This window comes from Aquimarina sp. BL5 (assembly GCF_003443675.1).
In the GTDB taxonomy this organism is placed as follows: Bacteria; Bacteroidota; Bacteroidia; order Flavobacteriales; family Flavobacteriaceae; genus Aquimarina.
The window spans coordinates 245,515-269,081 of sequence record NZ_CP031963.1; the positions used below are offsets into that span (position 1 = coordinate 245,515).

Consider the following 23,567-nt stretch of genomic DNA (forward strand, 5'->3'; position numbering starts at 1 on the left):
GAGATCATATAGTGAAATTACCGAACCCTGAGATGTCACACTGAGCCTCCTCCATAGGCGGACAGGTGTCGAAGTGGTAGTCGAAGGGTAAGGTGTTATATTGATCTTCCTCCTATGACGGTCAGCTGTCGAAGTACAGTCTCCAATGACAAATCGAAGGGTGAGGCTCTCGAACCCTGAATTTGAGATCATATAGTGAAATTACCGAACCCAGAGCGTAGCCGAAGCATAACGCCCTAGATATGCTTCGACTTGCTCGGATTCTCCCCAGAATCCTTACTTTTTACACCTTCGCGATTGTATGAATATTTACTTCTTCTTGTTTTCCTTTTAGCAATACACTTCCTAAAAACTGACATGTTAAATTAGCACTGATTTTTAGGTCTTGTATTAGTTTGTCTGAGATCAATAAGGGTACTTTATAGGTATTACACTGCCCTTGTATGCGAGCAGAGGTATTGATTACATCTCCGTGATAGGCTATTTCTTTTTTTACAATACCTACTTCTGTTACCATCAATTTACCACCGTGCAATCCTGCTTTGAATTCTGGAACTACTCCGTATTTTTTTAGGTAATATGCTGCCTTAGCCTGTTTTCTTTGCTGAAAAGCAAAGAATAGATTTACACAATTATTATTAGCTAATCCTTTTTTATATGGCCAGCTTAGTACTACTTCATCACCTACATATTGATAGATTTCTGCATTATGTTTTGGTACTACTTTATTAAGATCATAAAAACAATCCTGTATTAATTGACTGTATTTAAAATGACCTAATTTTTCTGCGATTGTTGTAGAATCTTTAAGGTCAAGGAACATAAAGATTCGTTTCTCTTCTTGTGGATTTTTATATTTCCCTAAAAGGATATTAATAAAAACTCCTTTTCCGAATTTTTCGTTAGCTATCTTTATAAAAGAAAATACAAAAGAGGCAAAGACAATATAAAGAATTACTGCCCAAAATGATTTATTGAAACAACACCAAACGCTATGTACATTAGAATGTGTGTATGTAAGGGTCGTAAAAACATCAGTAATCAAGGTAAATACAATAAATGTCACTAAAAAATGAAGTAGCGTTCTGATAATGATATTATAAATAAGAGAGATCCTATTTTTGGTAATAACATCAAAAACAAAATCGACAGTAGCGTATAGTACACCGATTAAAATTCCGATGTTGATTAATTTTACAAAATAGTATAGTACACCTAATGTTCCATTGTACTTTTTAATCACTGCAAGACCTTCTTCTGATTCAATTCCATAATACCTAAATATTGAATATAATACCATGGCAATGGTCCAAAAAAGTACAGACTGCCTAAGAAGCTGTGTGTATTGTTTTAATGTATAATTCATAACTGGTACATTTTTACGTGATGATATAAATCTTACTCGATAACGATCTCGTATTTTCTGTACCTAAAACACATACACAGTAATAGACCCTACTTTTTTCTTACATAAAAGTAAATTAACAGGATAGGTTGTGGTATAAAAAATTGTTTTTCAGGTATTTATGTAAGGATAGCTTTTTTTTCTATAGTATGAATATTTACTTCTTTTTGTTTCCCTTTTAGCAATACACTACCTAAAAAAGTAGAAGATAGATGTTTACTTATATGTAGATCTTTTAATAGTTTTTCGGAAATTAAGAGTTTTACCTTGTGGGTATTACATTCTGCTTGAATACGGGCCGATGTATTAATCACATCGCCGTGATATGCTATTTCTTTTTTGATCACACCTACTTCGGTAACCATGAGTTCACCACCATGCAGCCCTGCTTTAAACTCAGGAATAACACCGTACTTTTCCTGATAGTAATCTGCCTTACTTTGTTTCTTTTGCTGAAAAGAAAAAAACAAGTCTACACAATTGTTATTAGCCAACCCTTTTTTATATGGCCAGCTTAGTACGGCTTCATCTCCTACATATTGATATATTTCTGCATCGTGTTTAGGTACTACCTTATTAAGATCATAAAAACAATCTTGTATGAATTGACTGTATTTAAAATGCCCCAAATTTTCGGCAATAGTAGTAGAATCTTTAAGATCCAAAAACATAAAAATTCGCTTCTCTTCTTGCGGGTTTTTATATTTACCTAGTAGCATTTTTATAAAAACACCTTTGCCAAATTTTTCGGTAGCTATTTTTATAAAAGAAAAAACAAAAGAAACCAGAACGATATATAAAATGGTAGCCCAAAATGATTTGTTTTCTTTCCACCAACCCCGATCTGTATCCAGATTGAGATCATAGATTGCAGAAAACAAATCCATAACAATAGTGAAAATAAGAATGGTAGTTATGAAATACAGTAAAGTTCTAATGGCAAGATCCCATACTAACGATAATTTATTGGAGGTGTTTTTATCAAAAAGAAAGTCAATACTAGCATATACAAAACCTAGCATAGCACCAATACCGGTAAATCCCATTAACGCACGAAGTGTTCCAGTATTCCCGCTGTATTCAGGGATTACAGTAAAACCTTCTTCTTCATCAATTCCATAATACCTGAATATGGAATATAATCCCATAACTATGGTCCAAAAAAGAATGGATTGCCATAACAATCGTATGTATTGTTTTAGATTTCGATTCATTGTTAAGTATGCTTACATACCTCTAAATAAATCTAATAATTCTACTCTTATATACATTTATTTCTTTTTAACATAAATGTTAAGAAATTAAGACTTGTTTTCAAAATACACTATAATATTTAATATGAAGTAGAGGAGGGTACTTATGAATTAGCTTTTGTGGATAAAGAAGTTTCAATTTTAACTGCAATAATAGGAAGTTGATTACAAGTATTCTGAGTTATTACATCATGCTCACTTAAAAAGTTTAAAGGAGAAATAGTATCCCAATCGATATTATTTTTAACGCAGTAGTATTTATTTAATATTCCCCGTTAAACCCTAGTTAAAAGGTTTGTTTTACTTGTATTTTGGCACTAGTCTGATTATATTAAAATATGGAAAAAATATTAGTCGTAGGTGCAACAGGCACCACAGGAAATAAAGTCATTAATGAATTGTATAATAATCAAAATTTCGAGCCTATTGCAATGGTTCGTAAGGAAGAACAACAGTCTCAATTTGAGAAACGGGGCATTAAAACGGTACTTGGAGATTTAGCAGAAGAAATAAACCACGTTACGAATGGCATCGACAAAGTTGTTTTTGCTGCCGGTTCTAAGGGAAAGGCTTTGGATTTGGTAGATCGGAAAGGTGCTATGAAAATTATAGATGCTTCTAAAAAGCATAGAGTAAAAAAGTTTGTGATGCTTAGTTCTATTGGAGCTGATCAACCAAAACAATCAAATAAGCTGCAGGACTATCTTCAGGCAAAACAAGATGCTGATGAATATCTGGGTAACAGTGGGTTGGATTTTACTATTGTAAGACCTGGTACTCTTAATAATGAGGTTCCAACCGGAAAAATTACTATCAGTAAAAGTTTGGAGAATAAAGAAGGGGCTATTCCGAGAGGTGATGTTGCAAAAGTTTTAGTACAGAGCTTGCATTCGGATATCGCTAATCGAGAGGTGTTTGAAATTTTGAACGGAGAACAACGTATTGAAGAAGCTCTAAATACTATGCCAAGCGTACAGTAATTTTTTAAAAAGCCACGGAACGATACTCAGTAGTTCCAATAAAACAAACCCCATAAACGGTTATTAGTTAATGGGGTTTTCTAATAACATTGAGTGTGGTATACTAATTTTTTTGATCTAACAGTTTTATACGTTCAATTTTATAAAAAAAGTACATACCGATAAGATATAGAGCTACATCCATCCAATCAGCCGTATATCGATACGTATTTCGAGGCAAATACCATTCAAAATAAATCGCATATCCCAAGGTTACTATTAACATTAATGGTAGTGATAGTAATATGTGGGAATCACTTCTTAACTTTCGAACAGCAGTCTGGCAGATATATAAAATAATTGGAATGCATAAGAAATCATTCATATAATTTTGAATAATTTCAGGTAAAAAAATATTCATTCTTTGTAAACTGTAAATACAGATTGCAATAAAACAAAACGCAGGAAAGTAATAACAGTATACTTGCGGAAAATGAAATTTCATATCATACTTAAATTTATGCAGCGATATATCCTATAATAAATGCCAAAAATGAACCTATAGCTAATACCACTATCCAAATAGAATAAAAAAATCGGGCGGTATATCTTATGAATACATTGGGATGTTCCCTTACGCGTTCAAAAAATAAAGTAATCTTGTTTGGCCTTTGCGATTTAGTCGCTATTGCTTTTTTTTCTAATCGTTGTTTTCTTTCCTGTTTCCTTCTTAAGACGGTATTGATTAAGGTCCCACATTCTTTACAATAATCACTATTTAAATTTAGTGTTCCACAATTAGGACATTTTCTGTATATATCACTCATAGGCATACTTTCTTTTCCCAGCAACCTAAAGAAACTAAATTTTAAATAAATATGGATTTATATTAACTTCTCTTAAAGAATAGCTTAGTACTTTTTCTTAAAAATTTATAAGAGGCCCACTATAGTGTCTTCTCAAGTTTTTTTACTTAATTGATTGTAACGAAACAATCATAAAACCACCCAAATTGTGAGGTGAAAATACACAGTTGTGTAAAAAATCTACACTTTTGTTTTTTGGCATTATTCTTAAATCCTTGGTATTCAATAGTGTTTGTAAATGGTATCAATTTTGGTTATCCAGAGAAGTACTAAAAACATACTATGGAGATATCAAAATCTTTTGAGATTACAGAAGCACCAATAATTAACAATGCGTTTGGTCATCGTTTAAAGAATAGCATAGGTAATGCTTCCTCTTCTTTTATTTTGTTAGGAACATTTTTATTGTTGTTCGGTGCTGCATCATTATTTTATTTTTTACAACCCTATTTCGAAGAGATTCATTTAGCAAGGATGAATACCGTTTGGGGAATAAGTTTGATGGTAATAGGTTTTTCCTTATTGTTGATTAAAGTTAGTTTTCTAGCATATATTTTATATTTATATCTACGTTATAAAACGATCGACACAGTATCTGATCAAGAATTACCTTTATGTACAGTAATTGTTCCAGCATATAACGAAGGAGAATTAGTATATAAAACGCTTCATAGTCTTGCAGAAAGTGATTATCCGATTGAAAAATTACAAATTATTTCTATTGATGATGGTAGTCAGGATGATACTTGGCAATGGATGGAAAAAGCAAAAAGCGAATTAGGTAACCGTGTTTCTATCTATCAACAGCCAGAGAATAAAGGAAAAAGACATGCACTGTACAGAGGTTTTAAACTTGGTATGGGAGATGTATTTATTACAGTGGATAGCGATTCTATCGTAAAAAAAGATACGCTACGTGTTATGGCTTCTCCGTTTGTGACTAATGAAGAGTGTGGAGCAGTAGCGGGTAATGTGCGTGTATTAAATAGTGATAAAGCATTGATTCCAAGAATGCTTAATGTAAGTTTTGCTTTTAGTTTTGAATTCATTCGTTCTGCACAGAGTGCATTAGGTTCGGTGCTATGTACTCCAGGGGCTTTATCTGCATATCGTAGAGAAGCTGTTATGAACTGTAGAGAAGCTTGGATTACACAAACATTTATGGGGCAGGTTTCTAAAATAGGAGAGGACCGTGCAATGACTAATATGATCTTAAAACAAGGATATAAAGTATTATTCCAACGAAAAGCATACGTATATACTAATTGTCCAGAACGTTATAAGAATTTATATAAAATGTTCATCCGTTGGGAACGAAGTAACATTCGAGAGAATCTTGCGATGAGCAAATTTGCTTTTAGTAATTTTAGAGAAGGATCTAAAACTGGAACAAGAATTCTTTTGTTAAATCAATGGTTAAAAATGACAATGGCATATCCTGCTACCTTATTAATGCTATTTTTAGTTTTTACATATCCAGTTTTGTTCTTCAGTTCTACGCTGGTAAGTATCTTATTGTTCTCTAGTATTCAAGCATTTTTCTATGCTAAGAAGCATAGTTTGTCAGAATCCCTTTGGGCATATCCGTATAGTATATTTTATGCTTTTACGTTATTCTGGATCACTCCGTATGCGATAGCAACCGCAGGAAGAGGCGGTTGGCTTACACGTGACCTAACTAAAAAAGAATTAGAAGAACAAGAACAACAACAAGTAGTTTCGATATCATCATAGTATCCCATATGATTTTAAGATTAACCAACCTGTTTATTTCCACGTCAGGGTGCTGAATGTTTGCCCCCCAATAAATTTTCAGCCCCTGAGGAGATATGCATACTTATCTTACTGAGATATTTTAAATAGTAACACCAAACTCAACTATATTTTTTGCTTATCAACGTAATCGAGATAATCAACCTACCTAAAGCTCCTCCTTCCCCAAATAGGAGGAGTTTTGCTATGTAATATATAATGGTCTCTTTTTTTCAGGGTTTACAATATCCTTGTTTTCAGGGGTAGTTATTGATAGTATGATGTTTACTTTTACATCAATAATTTGAAAGAAAAATAAGGTATTAGAATATGAGTATTGGTAAGAAGAATATTGTATTAGTTAGTATTGTTTATATGATCTTGGGTACTATGGGCTTTAAAGCTTTTGCACAGAAAGATACTATTTGGTATAACGAAAAATGGCAGGTAACTTCTAAAGAAGGTGCAGCGTTTTACCGACCTCCGGTATCTAAAAAAGGTGATCTGTACTTAATAAAAGATTACTATAAGAATGGCAAGCTACAAATGCAAGGTACATCTGCTGAAAAAGACAATGATTTTTGGGAAGGTACAGTAACATGGTATAATGAAGATGGAAAAGTTCTTCAGTCTTTTACCTATAAAAATAACCGTTTACACGGTAAGTTTATAACGTTTTATGAGGATGAAGAACTAGTAGCCGAATATAAAAATGGACGTTTTTTTTCTGGTAAAACCAATTTTGTAAACGTAAGATCTAAAACGTACACAGAGATAAAAGATAGTAGTATCAGAGAAGTTGTCTATGATACTGATCTTAGCGGAACGAGGTACGAGATTTTTAAGAAGATTGTAAATAATTATCCACAAGAATCAGAAATAAGATATTACGGAAATCAGGGAGAGTATTTGGGTACTTCTTTAATTGATCCAGAAACCGGAAGGTATAAAGGTATGTATGTTTATTATTATAAAAACCCTTTGCGTGTAAAAAAAATAGTAGATTATAAATACAAAGGAGGAAGAACAAAGATTGGTTACTATCCTAATGGTGTGGTAAGAGAACGTTTTTTAGACAAACCAGAACCAAAAATAGAGTATTACGATCTAAAGGGTAAATTGATAAGTACAGTAGGCGTTGGAGATCCTAATAAAAACTGGGATTTTAGAGATGGTAAACGGGTTCAATTCTATTCGGATTCTGATCCAGAAAAAATGCATTTAATTAGCTTTATAGAAGAGTTTGACGTAAATGGGAATATAGTATATGCAGAAAATTTTCACGAAAACCAGCAAACTAGTTCCAAAGTTTTCTATGAAAATAAATCTAAAAAAGAAATTATAAGTTTTGATGAAAAAGGAAAGGAGATAGCTAAAATTACTTTTAAAAATTATGCGCCTTTTCAAGGAATTTTATTAGAAAAATCTAAATCTAAGGTTTACGAACAAGGAAAATTGATAAAGGAAACCAGTTTTTATCCGAACACTACTATACCCTTTAGTGTATTTGAAAATAAAAAAGCAATTTTTTACAAGAAGAATGGAGACACTCTAGGCGAAATCTCCTCTAAGTTAGATAGCTATTTAAGCGAAGAAGAAGGGACAAGGTTTTTTATAGATAGTCAAGGAAGAGTCATACGCAAGTCTACATTTGTTGGAGGAATGAAAACCTACGAAAAAGAGCTTCGATATTTTGATAAAAATGATAATAAGACAAGTATTCAAGAACGGTTTTATAAAGGATATGACAAAACAAAAGAAGTCTTCTATTATCACGATGTATCAAACAAACGTTCAGTTCGTTTTTATAAAAATGGAATAAAAAGTAGAGAAGTATTTTATGATAGAAAAGGAAAAGAGATATCTACATATAATTATGAAGAAAAACACGGTTCACTTTTTACATATTTCTATGACACAGATATACTTGATCAATATCAAGAATTTAATAAAGGTAATTTAATAAAAAGTAAAAAATACCAAAAGAAATATAACAGTACAACCAAAGAATCTGATACGTATGTGCTCATAGAAGATTTAGATGTTAATACAGAAGCAATTTTTTATAATAAAGAAGGTAAAGTAATAGCTAAATTATCATTTAAAGATCAAAAGCCATACGAAGGAGTCGGTTATGATTATATAACAAGAACATATTATACCTTTAAACAAGGTAAAAAGAACGGAGAGTATAAAAAAATGAGATATTCTCAGAAGATTTTAGAAGAAGGTTTCTATATAAATGATTTGAAGGAAGGAGCTTTTATAACCTATGATTATAATGGGAATAAATCCTTAGTTAAGAACTATAAAAATGATAAGCTAGAGGGAGAAACGATTTATTATGATGCTTCAGGTGAGGTGATAAGTAATCTTATTTATAAGGATGATATTCCTTTTCAGGGGAAAGAAATACGAAGAGATGAGGAAATTTGGTATGAACAAGGTAAGATCACAAAAAAAATAAAAACTACTGATAAAAAGATGGTAGTCACTAAATATATCGATGAAAATAGACAGGAAGTAATCGAGTATGCCAATGATAAGAAAACTAAGATATACAATTACACCATAAGTAATTATAAGTTAGAAGGTGCGGTAGTACGATATGATAATAAAGGAAATGTACTTCATAAAGCGATATTTGATAAAGGAATACTAAAATCTGGTGAAGTTTTAATAAAAGAAAACTCCTATAACCTGAGAGATTATGCCAAGATGTTAGTTAAATTAAGTGATAATACCTTAGTATTAAAATGTTATAATAAGGATGATGAAATTATGTTAGAAATTAAAGAAAAATCAAATACTTACGGAGAATACACTAATATAACTAAGTTGGGTTTAAATTTAAATTACATCGGTCCAAATATTCTGCTATAGTAATCCACGCCTAATGAACGTATAAAAAAAATAATTATGTTCAAGAGTTTTACAGGAACATAAGAGATGGTTAATCTCGTTTTGACGTGAAAAAAGAGAAGTAATTTCGATAGAGAAAGGATATCTAACAAATCTTATATTTGTAATACCAACTAACCAATCTCTTCTCTTATGAAAAATATAATACTCTTTTTTCTTTTACTAATTTCCATTAATATACAAGCTCAGTTAGAGGATTGTTCATCTTGTGATACAATTACCTATACGACAAAAGACATTGCAAAAAATAGTTTGTATGATCTACAGCTATTACGCAATGAAATTTTTGCAAGACATCAATACATTTTTAAAGACGAACGTCTATTAGAATTCTTTCAGGAATACCTATGGTATCAACCGGATTATAATAATCCCGCAGAAGTAAATCTTAATTCGGTAGAAAACGCAAATATTGCACTTTTTAAAGCAGCTGAAGGCAGAATTAAGAAGAAAAGGCAAAGACTGTTTAGCGAATTAAAAGAATTAAAAAGAGTATTGAAAGAAAATGATACCATTACCATTAATCTCTTTATGGATGATGCATTAACAGATAAAGAGAATCTTGAAGGTGCAATTAAAGAATTGAATGGTATTTTTTCTAAAATAGATCTTAAAGATGTCAATTGGTATAAAGATACCGCTATATACAGTGTGTCGACAGATAATGGGTTTTTAATAAGTAAAACAGAATTACTTATAGATGGTAACAAAGTTACGCTTAGTAGAGGTGATCTGGAACATTCAGAAATAATGAAAGAGCCATTTAAATATGGAAGCGATTATTACTCGGAAAGTGAGTACAGTTCTATCTGGATTTTTAGATTTGATGGACAGCAATTAAGGCTGGTAGAGCACATGATTGCAGGTTAACACATAGATTTTTAATGTAAATCCTAAAAAAACGGCCTACTTAATAAATAGCAGACCGTTATAAAGAACACACTTTTAAATCAGAAAACGTTACTTAAAAACTTATTCTACCGCTACCTGTATTACCACTATTAAAGCTATCCCAGCTATTATCAGTTGGACTGTCTAACCATATGTTTGGATTTGCCCAAAATCCAGAGAATCCAGTTGCGGGTAAAGTTTGATCACTGGTCCACAACTGTATTACGAAATCTGTAACAAACCAACCATCTTGTCCTTTTAGGAACAAAGTAGCACCATCTACTTCGACCCATTCTACAGCTCGATCTGGAAACGAAGTTTTAAATAAATATGCATCCCATCCGCCTTCTCGATCATCACCAAAGTTGTCCATCCAGTTGAACGGAGGATTGAAGGTTCCTGCACTGGTTGTAAATCGAACGTAAGTTCCTACATCACCATCGGTATCGTTGTTACTCTGATTGCCTGTAAATGTCCAAACTCTATAAAACCATTCTGTACTAAAAGCCTTATCCTGAATAGGTTGTTTGCTGATATATTCTTTTACAGCCTGATCCCATTTAAGATTTGCTTGTTCCATACTTACATTTTCGTCAAAATGCATATGCAATAAAGGTCGGCTGGTACTGGATTCTACATCTTTGAGTATTTCACCACTTCGGCCTGTTTTACTTTTAAATCCTTCTTCGATTGTTTCTACAGTTTCTGTGTTTACATCAGATGTTTCACAGGAGATTACGAATAAAACTCCTATAGCTAAGGATGCGAATATCTTTAGGTTACTTAAATTTTTCATTTGTTTTAATTTTATAATTAATATTTAATAATTGAGTTGGTTATTTTTTCATATCTGCCGGCAAGAAAGAATATTAAGGCAACTGCTGTAACAAATGTATCCAGTTTTAACTCTGACAAATAGGGGGAAATATCCCATTTAATACTCGTTTAACACCTAATTTATTTTTTAAATCATCTCGGTATAATTAGACTTTGTGTTTATCAATATGAATTATGCGTATCCCTTATGGATAAAGAGAGAAAAGATATTTTAGTAGATTGTGTCAAATCTAAAAAAAGAAGGAAATATAAAAGATTAACATTTTGTTTGTTGACCTTTTTTGATGAAGATCATTTTATGAGGATCCGATTTTTAGCATTAGCTCGCGGAAAACATTAGCTTAATAAGAATATTTTATCGAAAAATAATTAGTTGATTAATTGGCTTTGATAGCATGAGTTATTGATGGTTCATCTTTTTGCGAAATCAAAATTAATCAAAATTGGTGATCTCCAATGGTGTCAAAAAAGGATTTTCTATAGGTATTCCCAATAGGAAGTTCTTGCTTGTCAATCCAGATGGAATCATTATCAATTTTGTCGATATGTTTCATAGAGATGATATAGGATTTATGTATCTGTATAAAACTAGATGTAGGTAAGGTTTCTTTAAAATGTTTTAGGGTGTTATAGGTTATAATTTGTTGATCCTGCAGATGGATTGCAATATAGTTTTTCAGACTTTCTACGTATTTAATATTTTTTAAAAACACCTTAGCATATTTGTTTTTTCCATCTGTTTTAAAAAAGAAAAAATCATCTGTCGTAGTAGTATCGACTGAGGGTTTTGAAGTATTACCTAGTTTTATTTTTGATATGGCTGTATAAAAACGTTCAAACTCTATTGGCTTTAGAAGATAGTCAATAGCAGCAACTTCATAACTGTCTAAAGCAAATTGAGGATACGCAGTAGTGAAAATGATTTTTGTCTTTTTGTCAATAATTTTAGATAGTTGTATCCCAGTTATTTCTGGCATTTGTATATCTAAAAAAACTAAATCAATGAGTTCGTTTTCTAAATATTTTAAACCTTCCAAAGGATTAGTAAATGTATTTTTTACTTCTAAAAAGGAAACCTTAGTACAATATTTTTCCAATAACCTAATCGCGGCTGGTTCGTCATCGATAATTACACACGTAAATATATTCTTCATTTTAGAGTGTTGTAAACTTAGAGTTCAAGTTTTAGATATGCCTCGAATTGGGTATCATCTTTTTGATGTTCCAAGATATAATTATCCTTGTATATTACCTCAAGTCTTTGCTTAATATTTTTGGTTCCAATACCAGCTTCTGTATACGTATCCGAAGTATTTATATGATTTTTAGTTTTTAATTCTAACGTATTCTCTTTAACGATTAAAGATATGCTTGCCGGACGATTCTTGTCGTTGATAATCCCGTGTTTACAAACATTCTCTACAAAATGTATCAAAATGAGGGAAGGTATTTTTTGATTATGGATAAATCCATCAATATGTAGTGATACATGAAAATTATCTTCATATCTGCGTTTAAAGAAATATAGATAATCTTCTATAAAAGCTATCTCTTTGTTTAAGAAAGCAAAATCTTCATTTGTTTCATAGGTAACGTATCTCAATAATTTAGATAACTTCATAATGTCACTGGCAGTTTCTGGTTTGTCATCATACAATTCCTCATAAAAATTGTTTAACGTATTGAATAAGAAGTGTGGACTTATCTGAGATTTTAACACGGAGAGTTTAGCTTTTTCTTGTTCCATCTGTAAATGATGAATCTCTTCTTTATTTTCATTATATCTAAAAAATAAACACACAACCCCACTCACCAAACAAACACGCAACGTATAGTATAATGAATCTAACAGATATGTACCAATAAGTTTAGATATTGGAGTTCCGAAGAAATAATTATGCTGCCCGATAATATTGTATAAAATGATTTCCTCTAGTAAAAACCGTATTCCTGCGAACAACATAATCATGGCTATGAATGCCAAGAAGTATTGGATATACTTTTTTTTAAATAAAAAACGTGGTGCACTATATATATAGTTTATCGTATATATAATAAGTAACGATATGGTAAATGTGATCTTAAATAAGAATAAAGACAGATTTGATGAAAAAATATCTTTATCAAAAATGATATAATCACCAATAACATCAAGGATTATGATTGCTATTATGATTAGTACATTGTATAGCACTTCTTTTTTTACATTCATATATCAAAAGTACTTTTAAATGGGTACTGTTTTAGTTAATTAGTATGAACAATTCTTTTTATAGGATGAACTATAGCTTTGATACGACAAATATCTATGTTTTGTGATAGATAAGGTTCATAAAATTATAGTAGGTGTTTGTGTAAAACATACATAATTCGTGAGATAAGATAATACCATTGTATAGAATTTAATAAATCATATATAATGAAATACAGTCTATTATTACTCGCTAGTATCAGTGCGGTCTTTTTTACAACCAAAACGAGTGCACAAAAAGTATCAAAGGAAAACGAAGGAATCCTGAAACCTTATGCAAGTTATTATCCAAAACAGAAAACAAAAGTATTGATGGTAGGTACTTTTCATTTTTCATACCCAGGTTTGGATTATACCAAAACAAATGATGATGATAAAATTGATGTGCTAAAAGAACCTAAAAAATCGGAAGTCGAAGAATTAGTAGCTTATATAAAACGGTTTAAACCTACCAAAGTTGCTATAGAAGCAAAAGAAGATTGGGGGATGGACAAAGAATATAAGGAATACAGAGAAGGAAAACATAGAGATGTAAGAAATGAAAGTTATCAGCTAGGGATGCGTATAGCAAATGACCTGAAACATGATAAGATTTATTCGATAGATGCTACTACTTTTAGTTCTGATCTGGAAAAGAAGTATCCCGAAATGATGAAAGAATTGACAGAAGGATATGATTTTAAGTCAGATGACCCTTATACTCAGATGGTACAGAAATCATTTAATGAATCTACCCAATTCCCATCCAAGGTGAAGATTCTGGATTATATTAAATATATGAATACCGTAGAAGGACATAGAAACAATTATGGAGCTTATCTAGTCGGTGATTTTAAGTTGGAGGATTATAGAGGTGCAGATTTTTTATCAATATGGTGGTATAACAGAAATCTAAGGATATTTAGAAAAATTCAACAAATAGAACAAAACGAAGAGGATAGAGTACTCGTAATTGTCGGTAACGGACACGCGTCTGTACTAAGACACCTTTTCGAATACTCACCAGAGTATGATTTTATAGAGTTTAGTAGTTTGTAATGATGTATAGAAAAACATCAGATTAATATAAAACAAAAATATCGAGCATAATATGCTCGATATTTTTGTTTTATTACAGGAAATTAAAATGTATAAATGATATAACTATTACCTATAATTATTTTGTAATAACTGCACTCTTTTTTAACTTAATGATACGAAGTTTATCTAACAGTAACATGATATAATAAGTAGGGTCAATTTCGTGCCATCGTACACCACCAAAATTAGCTCTGCCGCTATGCTTATGATGATTATTATGATAACCTTCTCCCATCATCAGGAAATCAATTGGTAATAGATTTTTAGAAGTGTTATCAACTTTGAAATTGGTGTATCCAATGATGTGACCAAACCAATTAATAATGACCCCGTGTATAGGTGCCATAAAGAAAGCTACAGGTAGAAATAACCAGTGCCACCAAACCGAAGCAAAAAAATAAAAGAATATAGTATATCCTAAGCCCCAAGCAATTCTAGAAAAATTAGAGCTAGCAAAAGCATCAAAAGATTTCCATTGCGGAGCATTTTTGGTGAATTTTGTATCCAGCGAGATTCTATTATTATTTATATCCTGATATATATTTTTGGTACGCCACATCATACTAAACATATTACTATCATATTTAGGAGAATGCGGATCCTTTTCTGTATCTACGAAGGCATGATGCATGCGGTGCATTACACCATAACCATAAGCACTCAAGTAATTTGATCCCTGACATACCCACGTAAGAAAAAAACATGCTTTCTCAGTAAAATTAGACATAGTGAACGTCTGATGTGCTGCATATCGATGTAGAAAGAAACTTTGGAAAAATAAACCTGTATACCATAATACAAGCATAAAAATTAGAATAGCCATTTTTAAAATGATGTTGAGTTTGTAATTATTTTACTTGCGACTATCTTAACTAAATACCCAATATTGACTAATTTGGTTATTTAGAAAAGAACAGCACAAAAGTAAGGATATATACTAGATGGATATCGTTATATTGTAGTTATATTTTCTATAGCACTATCTTTATGTAAAGATTAGTGAAAATAACTTTTCTTCGGGTTAAATTACAATCATAATCTTCTTAGATTTGAGAAACTACACTAACCAATTAAAACAAAATGATTCAATCCTATAAACAACGTCCGAAATTAGAAGAAAGTTATGATACAATTATCATAGGATCTGGAATGGGAAGTCTTACTGTAGGAGCTATTTTAGCTAAAGAAGGGCAGAAAGTGCTTATCCTAGAAAGTCATTATACGGCTGGTGGTTTTACACATGTGTTTAAGCGTAAAGGATATGAATGGGATGTTGGAATTCATTATATAGGAGGTGTACAACAAGAGAACAGTCCTATACGAAAACTGTTTGACTATGTGTCTGATAGTAAGTTAGAATGGGCCGATATGGGTGAGGTATATGATCGCATTATTATTGGTGATAAATCGTATGATTTTGTAAAGGGTGTTGAGAATTTTAGAAATAAGATAGTTAGTTATTTCCCTGAAGAAGAGAAGGCTATTGATAGCTATATAAACTTGGTTTTTAAAGCTAATAAAGTAATGGGTTCTTTTTATAAAGAAAAAGCATTACCTAATTTTCTTCGTTTTCTGATTGGTGGATTCTTAAAAAGACCGTATTTAAAATATTCAGATCAAACTACGCATCAAGTAATCAGCGGACTTACCAAAAATGAAGAGTTAATTAAAGTGCTATCCGCGCAATATGGGGATTATGGCTTACCGCCAAAACAGAGTAGTTTTGCAATGCACGCTTCTGTAGCCAGACATTATTTTGGTGGAGGTAACTTTCCTATTGGAGGGTCTTCTAGAATAGTGGATACGATTGATCCCGTCATCGCAGCTGCTGATGGTACGATATTAATAAATGCAACTGTAGAGGAAGTGATTATCGAGAATGATATAGCGAAAGGGGTGAAAATGATTGATGGCAAAGAATTTTATGCCGATACGATAATCAGTGGAGCAGGAGTGTTTAATACGTTCGATAGATTAATTCCTAAAGCTATAGGTATTAAACATAAATTACAGGAAAAGTTACAAAAACTGAAACCATCCGTTTCCCACGCTTGCTTATATATGGGATTTAAAAATTCTCCTGAAGAATTAAAACTGCCTAAGACTAATTTTTGGATCTATCCAGAAGACGGTGATCATGATACCTGCGTGGATCGCTATCTAAAAGATGAAGAAGCTCCATTTCCTGTGGTATATGTTTCTTTTCCATCGGCCAAAGACCCTGATTGGTCTAATAGATATCCTGGTAGAAGTACAATCGATATTATTACACTTGTTCCTTATGAAACGGTTTCACAATGGAAAGATACCCGTTGGATGAAACGAGGTGAAGCCTACGAAGCTTGGAAAGAAAAGATAGCACAGCGATTGATGAAAGAACTTTTTAAACAACTTCCTCATTTAGATGGACACGTAGATCATTATGAACTTTCTACACCGCTGAGTACACAACATTTTGTAAACTATGAGAAGGGAGAAATTTATGGAATCGATCATACTCCAGATCGTTTTCGTCAGAAGTTTTTACAACCCAGAACTCCAATTAAAGGTTTGTACCTAACGGGTCAGGATATTGTCACCGCGGGTGTTGGAGGAGCTCTATTTGCTGGTGTCGTAACAGCATCAGCTGCTGTGCGCAAAAACTTTAAGAATAAGATATTTGGATAGTTTGTTAGGTGAAGATTACAAGGTATAATACTAGAAGAATTATGTATCTTTAGAATTAACTATTAAAACGTTAGATATGGAAACAAACGATATAAGAAAAGAATATACAAATGGAGAGCTCACAATCGTATGGAAACCCGGAAAATGTATTCATGCTGGAGTTTGCGTAAAAACACTACCAGAAGTTTATCAACCTAACGAAAAACCGTGGATTCAACCAGAAATGGCAGCAACAGAGGCATTGAAAAGTCAAATAGATGCTTGTCCGTCCAAAGCGTTAAGTTATTATATGAATACTAAGTAATATTGACTATGAATTGGATAAAAATAAAAACCGAATTCTTTTTTTAGAATTCGGTTTTGAAACTTAAAGAAAGTTGTGATTATTTCGATGCAATCACAATAGATTTAATATTCACGAACTCTTTTACACCAAATCCACCGTGCTCTCTGCCATAACCTGATCTTTTAACACCTCCGAATGGCATTCCAGGTTCTGCCAATCCGAAAGAATTAATAAATATCATACCGGTATCAAAGTGATTCTGAGCAAGACGAATAGCTTTATCTATATCTTTTGTAAAAATACCTCCACCAAGTCCAAACTCACTATCATTTGCAATTCGCATCGCATCTTCTTCATCCTTAGCTTTGATCAATGAAGCTACAGGACCGAAAAGTTCATCGTCATAAGCAGGTTGCCCGGGTGATACAGACCCCAAAACAGTAGCAGGGTAATAAAAACCTTTACCTTTGGGAATTTCTCCACCGCATAATATTTTTGCACCATTTTTAACACTTTCTTGGACTTGTTCATGAAGTGTTTCTCTAAGATCTTCTCTAGCTATAGGTCCCATTTTATTTTCAGATGAAGTAGGATCTCCAACTTTAATATTACTCATAGCTTCTACAAAGGCATCTTTAAATTTATCATAAATTTTATCCACAACAATAAAACGTTTGGCAGCAATACAAGTTTCTCCATTATTGTAGATGCGTCCTCTCACACACATTTTTACTGCCATGTCCATATCAGCATCTTCTAGAACTAGATACGCATCATTACTACCCAACTCTAATACAGTCTTTTTTAGTTGAGTTCCTGCCTTTTCTGCGATTATTTCACCAGCTTTAGGACTACCTGTTAAAGTAATGCCTCTTATTAGTTTGTTTTTAATAATAGTATCCGACTGATCGTGATTTATAACTAAGACACTGAAAAGGTCTTTAGGTAAATCGGCATCCAAAAATATTTTTTCTAGCAGTTTAGCACTTCCGGTAACGTTGGCTGCATGTTTTAGAAGTACTCCATTTCCAGCCATAAGGCTTGCAACTGCATAGCGTACAACTTGATAGGACGGATAATTCCAAGGTTGGATTCCGTAGATTACTCCAATTGGTGAGTATGTAACGATTCCTCGTCCTCCTCCAGATAGTGTTCTTTCTTCAGGTGCAAGATCTTTAGGACCGTTGTCTGCAGCATATTCGCATATAGAAATGCATAAGTCTACTTCTTGCTCACTTTGTTTCAATAATTTACCCATTTCCTCTGTCATTAGATGGGCAAGCTCAGATTTATATTTTTTTAGACTCGAGCCAATGGACTTAATTTTTTCTGATCTTTCTGACAGAGAAAACGTTTTCCATTCTAGAAAAGCATTATGACAATTCTGTATTTTTTCTTTTACTGTTTTATCAGACATATATTCATAATGCCCAATTTCTTCTCCTGTAGCAGGATTTATAGTTGTGATAATTTTTTGGTCTATTTCTGTGTTCATGATATTTAAAATTTTATAATTAGCCGTTTCGTTTTAAACATTTTGTTTTATTGTTGCTCACTCGGCATTACATGAACATCATTTATATTAACCCTATCAGGTTGTGTCAAAGCGTATATAATAGCTTCAGCAATATCTTCAGACTCTAAAGTTGTCATGTTTTTCAGATCAGAAAACTTTTCTAAGATATCCTCGTCTGTAATTGTTTCGGTTAATTCGGTAGAAACAGCACCAGGCTCTATAGAAGTTACACGGATACCATATTTAGGAGTTAGTTCTTGTCGTAATCCTTCTGAAAACATTTTTACAGCGGCTTTTGTAGCACAATACACTGCACCACCTGGAAAGTATTTATAAGCAGCGGTAGAAGAAATATTGATAATATGCCCACCTTTATTCTTTATTAGAGTTGGTAAAACAGCAGAAACACCGTTAAGAACTCCTTTTATATTAACATCCACCATGGTATTCCATTCATCTGTCTTAAATTTTTCGACGTATGATAAAGGCATCAATCCGGCGTTGTTTACAATAACATTCACGGTTTTAAAGGTATCAAGTGTCTTTTTTACAATGGCATCGAAGTTGTCTTTTTTGGTAACATCGCCAGCGACCACTAAAGCTTCACCACCTTTATCTTCAATTTTCTTTTTCAGTTTTTCTAGGCGTTCTTCTCTTCTTGCTGTGAGCACTACTTTAGCCCCGTGTTTTGCAAGTTTAAGTGCTGTCGACTCACCTATTCCACTGGAAGCACCTGTAATAATAATAACACTGTTTTCTAATTTCATAATATTATTTTTTGTTGTTTCTCAAAGTTCGGTGATATTTAATTCTTTGATTAATTCAATCAATACTTTTGTTAATGGAAATACTAAACAGAGATGCAATAAAACTTAATGTAACAATTAACTTTTTTCGAAGGTATTGAGTAATTAAAAGAGTAGTATCGTCTCTAAATGAATATAAGTGAGGTATAATGTAATGCTGTGAATCATTTGATCCAAACCGAGGAGTGGAAAAAAGATTCGTGGGTTTTCTCGATAGCGCATTGTGAGTTTGCTAGTAAAGAAATCGGTGAAACCATGTAAAAAGCTGTTTATTAAAACGTAAGCAATAGCAATTTTAATGGGGAATAAGAAAATACTAAACATCGCTAATGTAATAGTGTAAACTATAACATGAACGAATAACCATTTCATTTCTTCGCTCTTTCCCATAGCCATTTTAGAGGTTTGAAATGCAAAATCTCCTATCCAGTGCGCTATGAGAATCCAGCTAAAGATCATACCTAAAAGATATCAATTCAGTAAGTTATAACCTAATTGTTTATATAAAGTTTTAATAATTGTAGCTAAAAACATACAAAAAGAGCGCAAACTTAAGTATATTGTAATAACAATAGTTTTGAACCAAATTGTGAGCTATTTACTCTTTTATGAGATGGATATGCACTAGTATGCATTAGTAATATATCAAAGTTTAATACTATCGGATGTTTCGTACTTTTCGTCATCGATTGTTGTTTTGGTTTCTGGTTTTCATCAGCTTTAGCTTTGTGATTATCATGCTTTCTATTACATATCTCCAAAAGCGAGAGACGGTATTAAAACGAACAGAAGCTATTGAGAAATCTTACGTGATGCTTTTAAAAAGTGCAAAAGCACAGCAGGATTTTTTTAGTCACGCTAGCAGAGATCCTCAATTTTTTAAAACTGGAGATAATCAATACCTAGATCAATATCTTACTTTATTAGACAGCACGAGATCTTATCTGATGCAAGTTGATTTTGAAGAAGAATCAGCATTAGTAGGAGGGATCGAATTTATTAAATCTGATATCGCAGAAATTGATGCTGTTTTTCTAGAACTTATTGAACAAATTCAGGCAAGAGGATATAAAAACTTCAACCTGGAAGGTTCCATGAGAAAAGATGCACATTGGCTAGAACAGATTGATGAAATCGCAACAGAAGATATTCTTTTTCTAAGAAGATATGAGAAAGATTATATCATGCGTAACGAATCTGTATATGTAACCAAACTAAATGAATTAGTAACTAAACTTCGGCAACAAACTGTAAGTAATAGAAGAATATCTAAGACTCGGAAAAAGACAATCTTATATTATTTGGATGGATATCGCAATAAGTTTATTCAATTAGTAAAACTAGATCAACGTATTGGAATACGCGACAATTCTGGTTTAAAACAGAAACTGGATCAGAAGATAACAATTTGTGAAGAGGATTTTAGCAATCTTGTTTTGTTTACTGAGGAATGGGCAAAAGCAGAATTTAAACAACTTACTATTTATTTTGCGGTCATTTCTTTTCTGTTATTGATCGTGAGCATATGGATTAGTGCGCTTATCTCTAGAAAAATCACAAAACCACTGACAGAACTCACAAAACATATTACGCGATTTGTAGATAGTAACTTTACATTAGAAACTGAACACCCATTGATTCGTACAGACGATGAAATAGGAAGCCTGACTCGCAATTTTTCCTTTCTTAAAGATGAGGTTATTTCTAGACTAAAGTTTTTTAAGCAAAAGGTTGATGAACGTACAGAAGAGTTAGCAACCGCTAATAAAAGATTACTTCGACTGAGTAAAGCGAATAGCCGTTTTGTGCCAGAAGAATTTCTACAGAACCTAGGTAGAAAAAGTATAGAGGATGTACAGTTAGGAGATCAGGTAGAACGAGAAATGACAGTAGTTTTCTCGGATATCAGAGAGTTTACTAAAATTTCTGAATTGTTAAGTCCGCAGGAAAACTTTGATTTCCTTAATGAATATCTAAGTGGAATTGTTCCTATTATCAAGCGAAATGGAGGGTTTATAGATAAGTTTATTGGAGATTCTGTAATGGCATTGTTCCCGGATAATCCGGATGCAGCGATACAAACCGTTTTTGAGTTTGAAGACTTTATAGAAGAATATAATCAAAGACTTCAGAAAAATATAGCACTACCTATCCAGATAGGAACTGGGATTCATACTGGTAAGCTAATTTTAGGAACGATTGGCCATGATCATAGGTTAGAAACTACCGTGATTTCTGATGCCGTAAATACAGCTTCGCGAGTAGAAGGTCTTACCAAATATTATGATGCAAAAGTTATAGGAACAGAACATACCTTATCAAAACTTAAAAACAAAGAATCATTTCACTATAGATTTCTGGATACTGTGCAAGTAAAAGGAAAAACTAAAACATTATCCGTTTATGAGTTTCTAGGTCCTGGAGAAAAAACAAAATTGAACTATCTTAAAACATATAATAAAGGAGTGAAATTTATTGAAAATAAAAAGATTCGAGAAGCTGCTGTGATATTTTCTGACTTATATAGTAAATACCCAGAAGATAGAGCTGTTGAAATCTTTTTTGAGAGATGCGAAAATTACTTAGATAAAAAAACATCCTCTTGGGATGAAATAACACATATGATTACCAAATAATAGTGAATGAAAAAGAAATTTGATCTTATTGTCATTGGCTCAGGCCCTGCCGGTGAAAAAGCTGCAGCAAAAGCAGCATATTTTGGATACAAAGTGGCTATTATAGAAAAAGAACGTAGCTACGGTGGTGCAGGAGTACAGACAGGTACATTACCATCCAAAACATTAAAAGAGACTGCTTTATATCTATCCGGAATATATCAGAAAGGAATATTTGGTGTGGATAAACAAATAGGAAGGGAAACAGGAGTACACGATTTTTTATACCGTAAAAATATTGTGACCAATCATATGCATAAAACAGTAGCACATAATCTTAGGAAACACGGAATAGAAGTTTTTGAAGGTTTTGCAAGTTTTATAGATACTACACATGTGAAGATATCCGGAGAACTAGAGCAGATTATCGAAGGGAAGTTTATTCTTATAGCTACAGGTTCCTATCCGTATCATCCAGAAAATATACCGTTTGATAATAAACGTGTTTTAGATTCTGACTCAATTCTAAATATTAAACGCTTTCCTAAATCTATTTGTGTATTAGGAGCCGGAGTTATAGGCTGCGAATACGCTACTATTTTTGGTGCTATGGGAGTGAAGACTTTTATTGTTAATGATCACGATAAAATTTTAGGCTTTCTGGATTCAGAAATATCCGAAGCTCTTGTAGAACAAATGCGAAAGAATGAAATCAAAATCTTATTTAATAATTCTGTTGTAGAATTTGAGATTGCTGATGATGAAATGCAACCACTAAGGTTAAAATTAAGGTCTGGAGAGTACCTTAATGTAGAAATGTTCTTATTCGCCGCAGGAAGAAGTGGAAATATTAAGGGATTAAATTGTGACGGGATCGGATTAGAAACAGGAAAACGAGAAACGGTTTTGGTAAATGATAAGTTTCAGACAAATATTCCTAACATTTATGCTGTTGGAGATGTAATCGGTTTTCCAGCTTTAGCTAGCACTAGTATGGAGCAAGGGCGCCTGGCGGTTACCAATATGTTTGATACTGCAGATTTAGAATCTATGGCAGATGTATTTCCGTATGGTATTTATACAGTTCCTGAAGTTTCAATGGTTGGTATCACAGAAGAACAAGCTAAAGCCAGTAATATTGATTATGGAGTGGGATACAGCTATTTTAGGGACACTGCGAGAGGGAAAATTATGGGAGATAATGATAACGGATATTTAAAATTAATCTTCGATAAAAAATCAAAAGTGATAAAGGGTGTTCATATTATGGGACATTTTGCCACAGAATTGATCCACTTTGGTATGCAATTAGTGCAAGAGAACAAAACCCTGGATCACCTTATTTCTACGGTGTTTAATTATCCTACATTACACGACTTATACAAATACGCCAGTTATGATGGTTTAGGTAATATCGCCGGTAAAAAGGTAAAGACTGCAGGAGAGGTGATATAGTTTTTA

20 protein-coding genes are annotated in these 23,567 nt (G+C 32.5%); 9 read left to right on the plus strand and 11 right to left on the minus strand.

Going from position 1 to position 23,567, the window contains the following annotated elements:
• Nucleotides 1–283: 283 nt before the first annotated feature.
• Together D1818_RS01190 and D1818_RS01195 are read right to left on the minus strand one after the other, a co-directional pair.
• On the minus strand, nucleotides 284–1,366 hold the full coding sequence (locus D1818_RS01190; RefSeq protein ID WP_118455581.1) for an adenylate/guanylate cyclase domain-containing protein: 1,083 nt from the start codon (nucleotides 1,364–1,366) through the stop codon (nucleotides 284–286).
• Between the two features lie 158 nt (nucleotides 1,367–1,524).
• Nucleotides 1,525–2,619, minus strand: coding sequence for an adenylate/guanylate cyclase domain-containing protein (locus D1818_RS01195; protein ID WP_118455584.1), 1,095 nt, complete (start codon nucleotides 2,617–2,619; stop codon nucleotides 1,525–1,527).
• 377 nt (nucleotides 2,620–2,996) lie between these two features.
• Here D1818_RS01195 and D1818_RS01200 point away from each other — a divergent pair, with 377 nt between their 5' ends.
• The gene (locus D1818_RS01200) at nucleotides 2,997–3,638 is read left to right on the plus strand and encodes an SDR family oxidoreductase (RefSeq protein WP_118455586.1); all 642 of its coding nucleotides are present in this window, start codon (nucleotides 2,997–2,999) and stop codon (nucleotides 3,636–3,638) included.
• 103 nt (nucleotides 3,639–3,741) lie between these two features.
• On the opposite strand, the gene D1818_RS01205 is transcribed toward D1818_RS01200, so the two are convergent.
• Both D1818_RS01205 and D1818_RS01210 read right to left on the minus strand, forming a co-directional pair.
• Nucleotides 3,742–4,038 carry a hypothetical protein gene (locus tag D1818_RS01205; RefSeq protein WP_118455588.1) on the minus strand — a complete coding sequence of 99 codons (297 nt, stop codon included), beginning with the start codon at nucleotides 4,036–4,038 and terminating at the stop codon, nucleotides 3,742–3,744.
• Nucleotides 4,039–4,135: 97 nt separating this feature from the next.
• Complete coding sequence (locus D1818_RS01210; RefSeq protein ID WP_147406175.1) at nucleotides 4,136–4,444, minus strand: hypothetical protein; 309 nt, start codon at nucleotides 4,442–4,444, stop codon at nucleotides 4,136–4,138.
• A 321-nt stretch (nucleotides 4,445–4,765) separates the two neighbouring features.
• On the opposite strand from D1818_RS01210, the gene D1818_RS01215 reads away from it, so the two are divergent.
• From D1818_RS01215 to D1818_RS01225, 3 genes are all read left to right on the plus strand, one after another.
• The gene (locus D1818_RS01215) at nucleotides 4,766–6,217 is read left to right on the plus strand and encodes a glycosyltransferase family 2 protein (protein WP_118455593.1); all 1,452 of its coding nucleotides are present in this window, start codon (nucleotides 4,766–4,768) and stop codon (nucleotides 6,215–6,217) included.
• 348 nt (nucleotides 6,218–6,565) lie between these two features.
• The gene (locus D1818_RS01220; protein ID WP_118455596.1) at nucleotides 6,566–9,118 is read left to right on the plus strand and encodes a toxin-antitoxin system YwqK family antitoxin; all 2,553 of its coding nucleotides are present in this window, start codon (nucleotides 6,566–6,568) and stop codon (nucleotides 9,116–9,118) included.
• 171 nt (nucleotides 9,119–9,289) lie between these two features.
• Nucleotides 9,290–10,027 carry a YARHG domain-containing protein gene (locus D1818_RS01225; protein ID WP_118455598.1) on the plus strand — a complete coding sequence of 246 codons (738 nt, stop codon included), beginning with the start codon at nucleotides 9,290–9,292 and terminating at the stop codon, nucleotides 10,025–10,027.
• A 94-nt stretch (nucleotides 10,028–10,121) separates the two neighbouring features.
• Here D1818_RS01225 and D1818_RS01230 read toward each other — a convergent pair whose 3' ends face one another.
• The 3 genes from D1818_RS01230 to D1818_RS01240 all read right to left on the minus strand — a co-directional run bounded on the left by D1818_RS01230 (nucleotide 10,122) and on the right by D1818_RS01240 (nucleotide 13,097).
• On the minus strand, nucleotides 10,122–10,844 hold the full coding sequence (locus D1818_RS01230; RefSeq protein WP_118455601.1) for a hypothetical protein: 723 nt from the start codon (nucleotides 10,842–10,844) through the stop codon (nucleotides 10,122–10,124).
• A 478-nt stretch (nucleotides 10,845–11,322) separates the two neighbouring features.
• Nucleotides 11,323–12,039, minus strand: a complete 717-nt coding sequence (locus tag D1818_RS01235; RefSeq protein ID WP_118455603.1) for a LytTR family DNA-binding domain-containing protein — start codon at nucleotides 12,037–12,039, stop codon at nucleotides 11,323–11,325.
• Nucleotides 12,040–12,056: 17 nt separating this feature from the next.
• Nucleotides 12,057–13,097 carry a sensor histidine kinase gene (locus D1818_RS01240; protein ID WP_118455605.1) on the minus strand — a complete coding sequence of 347 codons (1,041 nt, stop codon included), beginning with the start codon at nucleotides 13,095–13,097 and terminating at the stop codon, nucleotides 12,057–12,059.
• Between the two features lie 207 nt (nucleotides 13,098–13,304).
• Between D1818_RS01240 and D1818_RS01245 the strand changes: the two genes are divergently transcribed.
• Nucleotides 13,305–14,174: a DUF5694 domain-containing protein gene (locus tag D1818_RS01245; protein WP_240338276.1), complete on the plus strand. Its 870-nt coding sequence runs from the start codon at nucleotides 13,305–13,307 to the stop codon at nucleotides 14,172–14,174.
• A gap of 118 nt (nucleotides 14,175–14,292) precedes the next feature.
• Here D1818_RS01245 and D1818_RS01250 read toward each other — a convergent pair whose 3' ends face one another.
• Nucleotides 14,293–15,039: an acyl-CoA desaturase gene (locus tag D1818_RS01250; protein ID WP_118455607.1), complete on the minus strand. Its 747-nt coding sequence runs from the start codon at nucleotides 15,037–15,039 to the stop codon at nucleotides 14,293–14,295.
• A gap of 257 nt (nucleotides 15,040–15,296) precedes the next feature.
• Here D1818_RS01250 and D1818_RS01255 point away from each other — a divergent pair, with 257 nt between their 5' ends.
• Both D1818_RS01255 and D1818_RS01260 read left to right on the plus strand, forming a co-directional pair.
• Nucleotides 15,297–16,883 (plus strand): NAD(P)/FAD-dependent oxidoreductase, encoded by a 1,587-nt coding sequence (locus D1818_RS01255; RefSeq protein ID WP_118455609.1) that lies wholly within the window; start codon nucleotides 15,297–15,299, stop codon nucleotides 16,881–16,883.
• A gap of 76 nt (nucleotides 16,884–16,959) precedes the next feature.
• Nucleotides 16,960–17,187: a (4Fe-4S)-binding protein gene (locus D1818_RS01260; protein WP_162897247.1), complete on the plus strand. Its 228-nt coding sequence runs from the start codon at nucleotides 16,960–16,962 to the stop codon at nucleotides 17,185–17,187.
• A gap of 79 nt (nucleotides 17,188–17,266) precedes the next feature.
• Here the strand turns inward: D1818_RS01260 and D1818_RS01265 are convergent, their stop codons facing one another.
• From D1818_RS01265 to D1818_RS25870, 3 genes are all read right to left on the minus strand, one after another.
• On the minus strand, nucleotides 17,267–18,664 hold the full coding sequence (locus D1818_RS01265; protein WP_118455611.1) for an NAD-dependent succinate-semialdehyde dehydrogenase: 1,398 nt from the start codon (nucleotides 18,662–18,664) through the stop codon (nucleotides 17,267–17,269).
• A gap of 47 nt (nucleotides 18,665–18,711) precedes the next feature.
• Nucleotides 18,712–19,452 (minus strand): SDR family oxidoreductase, encoded by a 741-nt coding sequence (locus D1818_RS01270; RefSeq protein WP_118455613.1) that lies wholly within the window; start codon nucleotides 19,450–19,452, stop codon nucleotides 18,712–18,714.
• 144 nt (nucleotides 19,453–19,596) lie between these two features.
• Nucleotides 19,597–19,950 carry a DUF3307 domain-containing protein gene (locus D1818_RS25870; RefSeq protein ID WP_118455615.1) on the minus strand — a complete coding sequence of 118 codons (354 nt, stop codon included), beginning with the start codon at nucleotides 19,948–19,950 and terminating at the stop codon, nucleotides 19,597–19,599.
• Between the two features lie 206 nt (nucleotides 19,951–20,156).
• Between D1818_RS25870 and D1818_RS01280 the strand changes: the two genes are divergently transcribed.
• Both D1818_RS01280 and sthA read left to right on the plus strand, forming a co-directional pair.
• A complete protein-coding gene (locus tag D1818_RS01280) occupies nucleotides 20,157–22,127 on the plus strand; it encodes an adenylate/guanylate cyclase domain-containing protein (protein WP_118455617.1) in 1,971 nt (656 codons plus the stop codon).
• Between the two features lie 6 nt (nucleotides 22,128–22,133).
• Nucleotides 22,134–23,561: a Si-specific NAD(P)(+) transhydrogenase gene (gene sthA / locus D1818_RS01285; protein WP_118455619.1), complete on the plus strand. Its 1,428-nt coding sequence runs from the start codon at nucleotides 22,134–22,136 to the stop codon at nucleotides 23,559–23,561.
• Nucleotides 23,562–23,567: the final 6 nt, after the last annotated feature.

Coding starts and splice junctions, on each gene's coding strand:
- D1818_RS01280 (WP_118455617.1), top strand. CDS start 20,157: ATGTTTCGTACTTTTCGTCATCGATTGTTGTTTTGGTTTCTGGTTTTC.
- D1818_RS01240 (WP_118455605.1), bottom strand. CDS start 13,097: ATGAATGTAAAAAAAGAAGTGCTATACAATGTACTAATCATAATAGCA.
- sthA (WP_118455619.1), top strand. CDS start 22,134: ATGAAAAAGAAATTTGATCTTATTGTCATTGGCTCAGGCCCTGCCGGT.
- D1818_RS01250 (WP_118455607.1), bottom strand. CDS start 15,039: ATGGCTATTCTAATTTTTATGCTTGTATTATGGTATACAGGTTTATTT.
- D1818_RS01230 (WP_118455601.1), bottom strand. CDS start 10,844: ATGAAAAATTTAAGTAACCTAAAGATATTCGCATCCTTAGCTATAGGA.
- D1818_RS01195 (WP_118455584.1), bottom strand. CDS start 2,619: ATGAATCGAAATCTAAAACAATACATACGATTGTTATGGCAATCCATT.
- D1818_RS01270 (WP_118455613.1), bottom strand. CDS start 19,452: ATGAAATTAGAAAACAGTGTTATTATTATTACAGGTGCTTCCAGTGGA.
- D1818_RS01255 (WP_118455609.1), top strand. CDS start 15,297: ATGATTCAATCCTATAAACAACGTCCGAAATTAGAAGAAAGTTATGAT.
- D1818_RS01215 (WP_118455593.1), top strand. CDS start 4,766: ATGGAGATATCAAAATCTTTTGAGATTACAGAAGCACCAATAATTAAC.
- D1818_RS01200 (WP_118455586.1), top strand. CDS start 2,997: ATGGAAAAAATATTAGTCGTAGGTGCAACAGGCACCACAGGAAATAAA.
- D1818_RS01260 (WP_162897247.1), top strand. CDS start 16,960: ATGGAAACAAACGATATAAGAAAAGAATATACAAATGGAGAGCTCACA.
- D1818_RS01265 (WP_118455611.1), bottom strand. CDS start 18,664: ATGAACACAGAAATAGACCAAAAAATTATCACAACTATAAATCCTGCT.
- D1818_RS01205 (WP_118455588.1), bottom strand. CDS start 4,038: ATGAATATTTTTTTACCTGAAATTATTCAAAATTATATGAATGATTTC.
- D1818_RS01220 (WP_118455596.1), top strand. CDS start 6,566: ATGAGTATTGGTAAGAAGAATATTGTATTAGTTAGTATTGTTTATATG.
- D1818_RS01235 (WP_118455603.1), bottom strand. CDS start 12,039: ATGAAGAATATATTTACGTGTGTAATTATCGATGACGAACCAGCCGCG.
- D1818_RS01225 (WP_118455598.1), top strand. CDS start 9,290: ATGAAAAATATAATACTCTTTTTTCTTTTACTAATTTCCATTAATATA.
- D1818_RS01190 (WP_118455581.1), bottom strand. CDS start 1,366: ATGAATTATACATTAAAACAATACACACAGCTTCTTAGGCAGTCTGTA.
- D1818_RS25870 (WP_118455615.1), bottom strand. CDS start 19,950: ATGATCTTTAGCTGGATTCTCATAGCGCACTGGATAGGAGATTTTGCA.
- D1818_RS01210 (WP_147406175.1), bottom strand. CDS start 4,444: ATGAGTGATATATACAGAAAATGTCCTAATTGTGGAACACTAAATTTA.
- D1818_RS01245 (WP_240338276.1), top strand. CDS start 13,305: ATGAAATACAGTCTATTATTACTCGCTAGTATCAGTGCGGTCTTTTTT.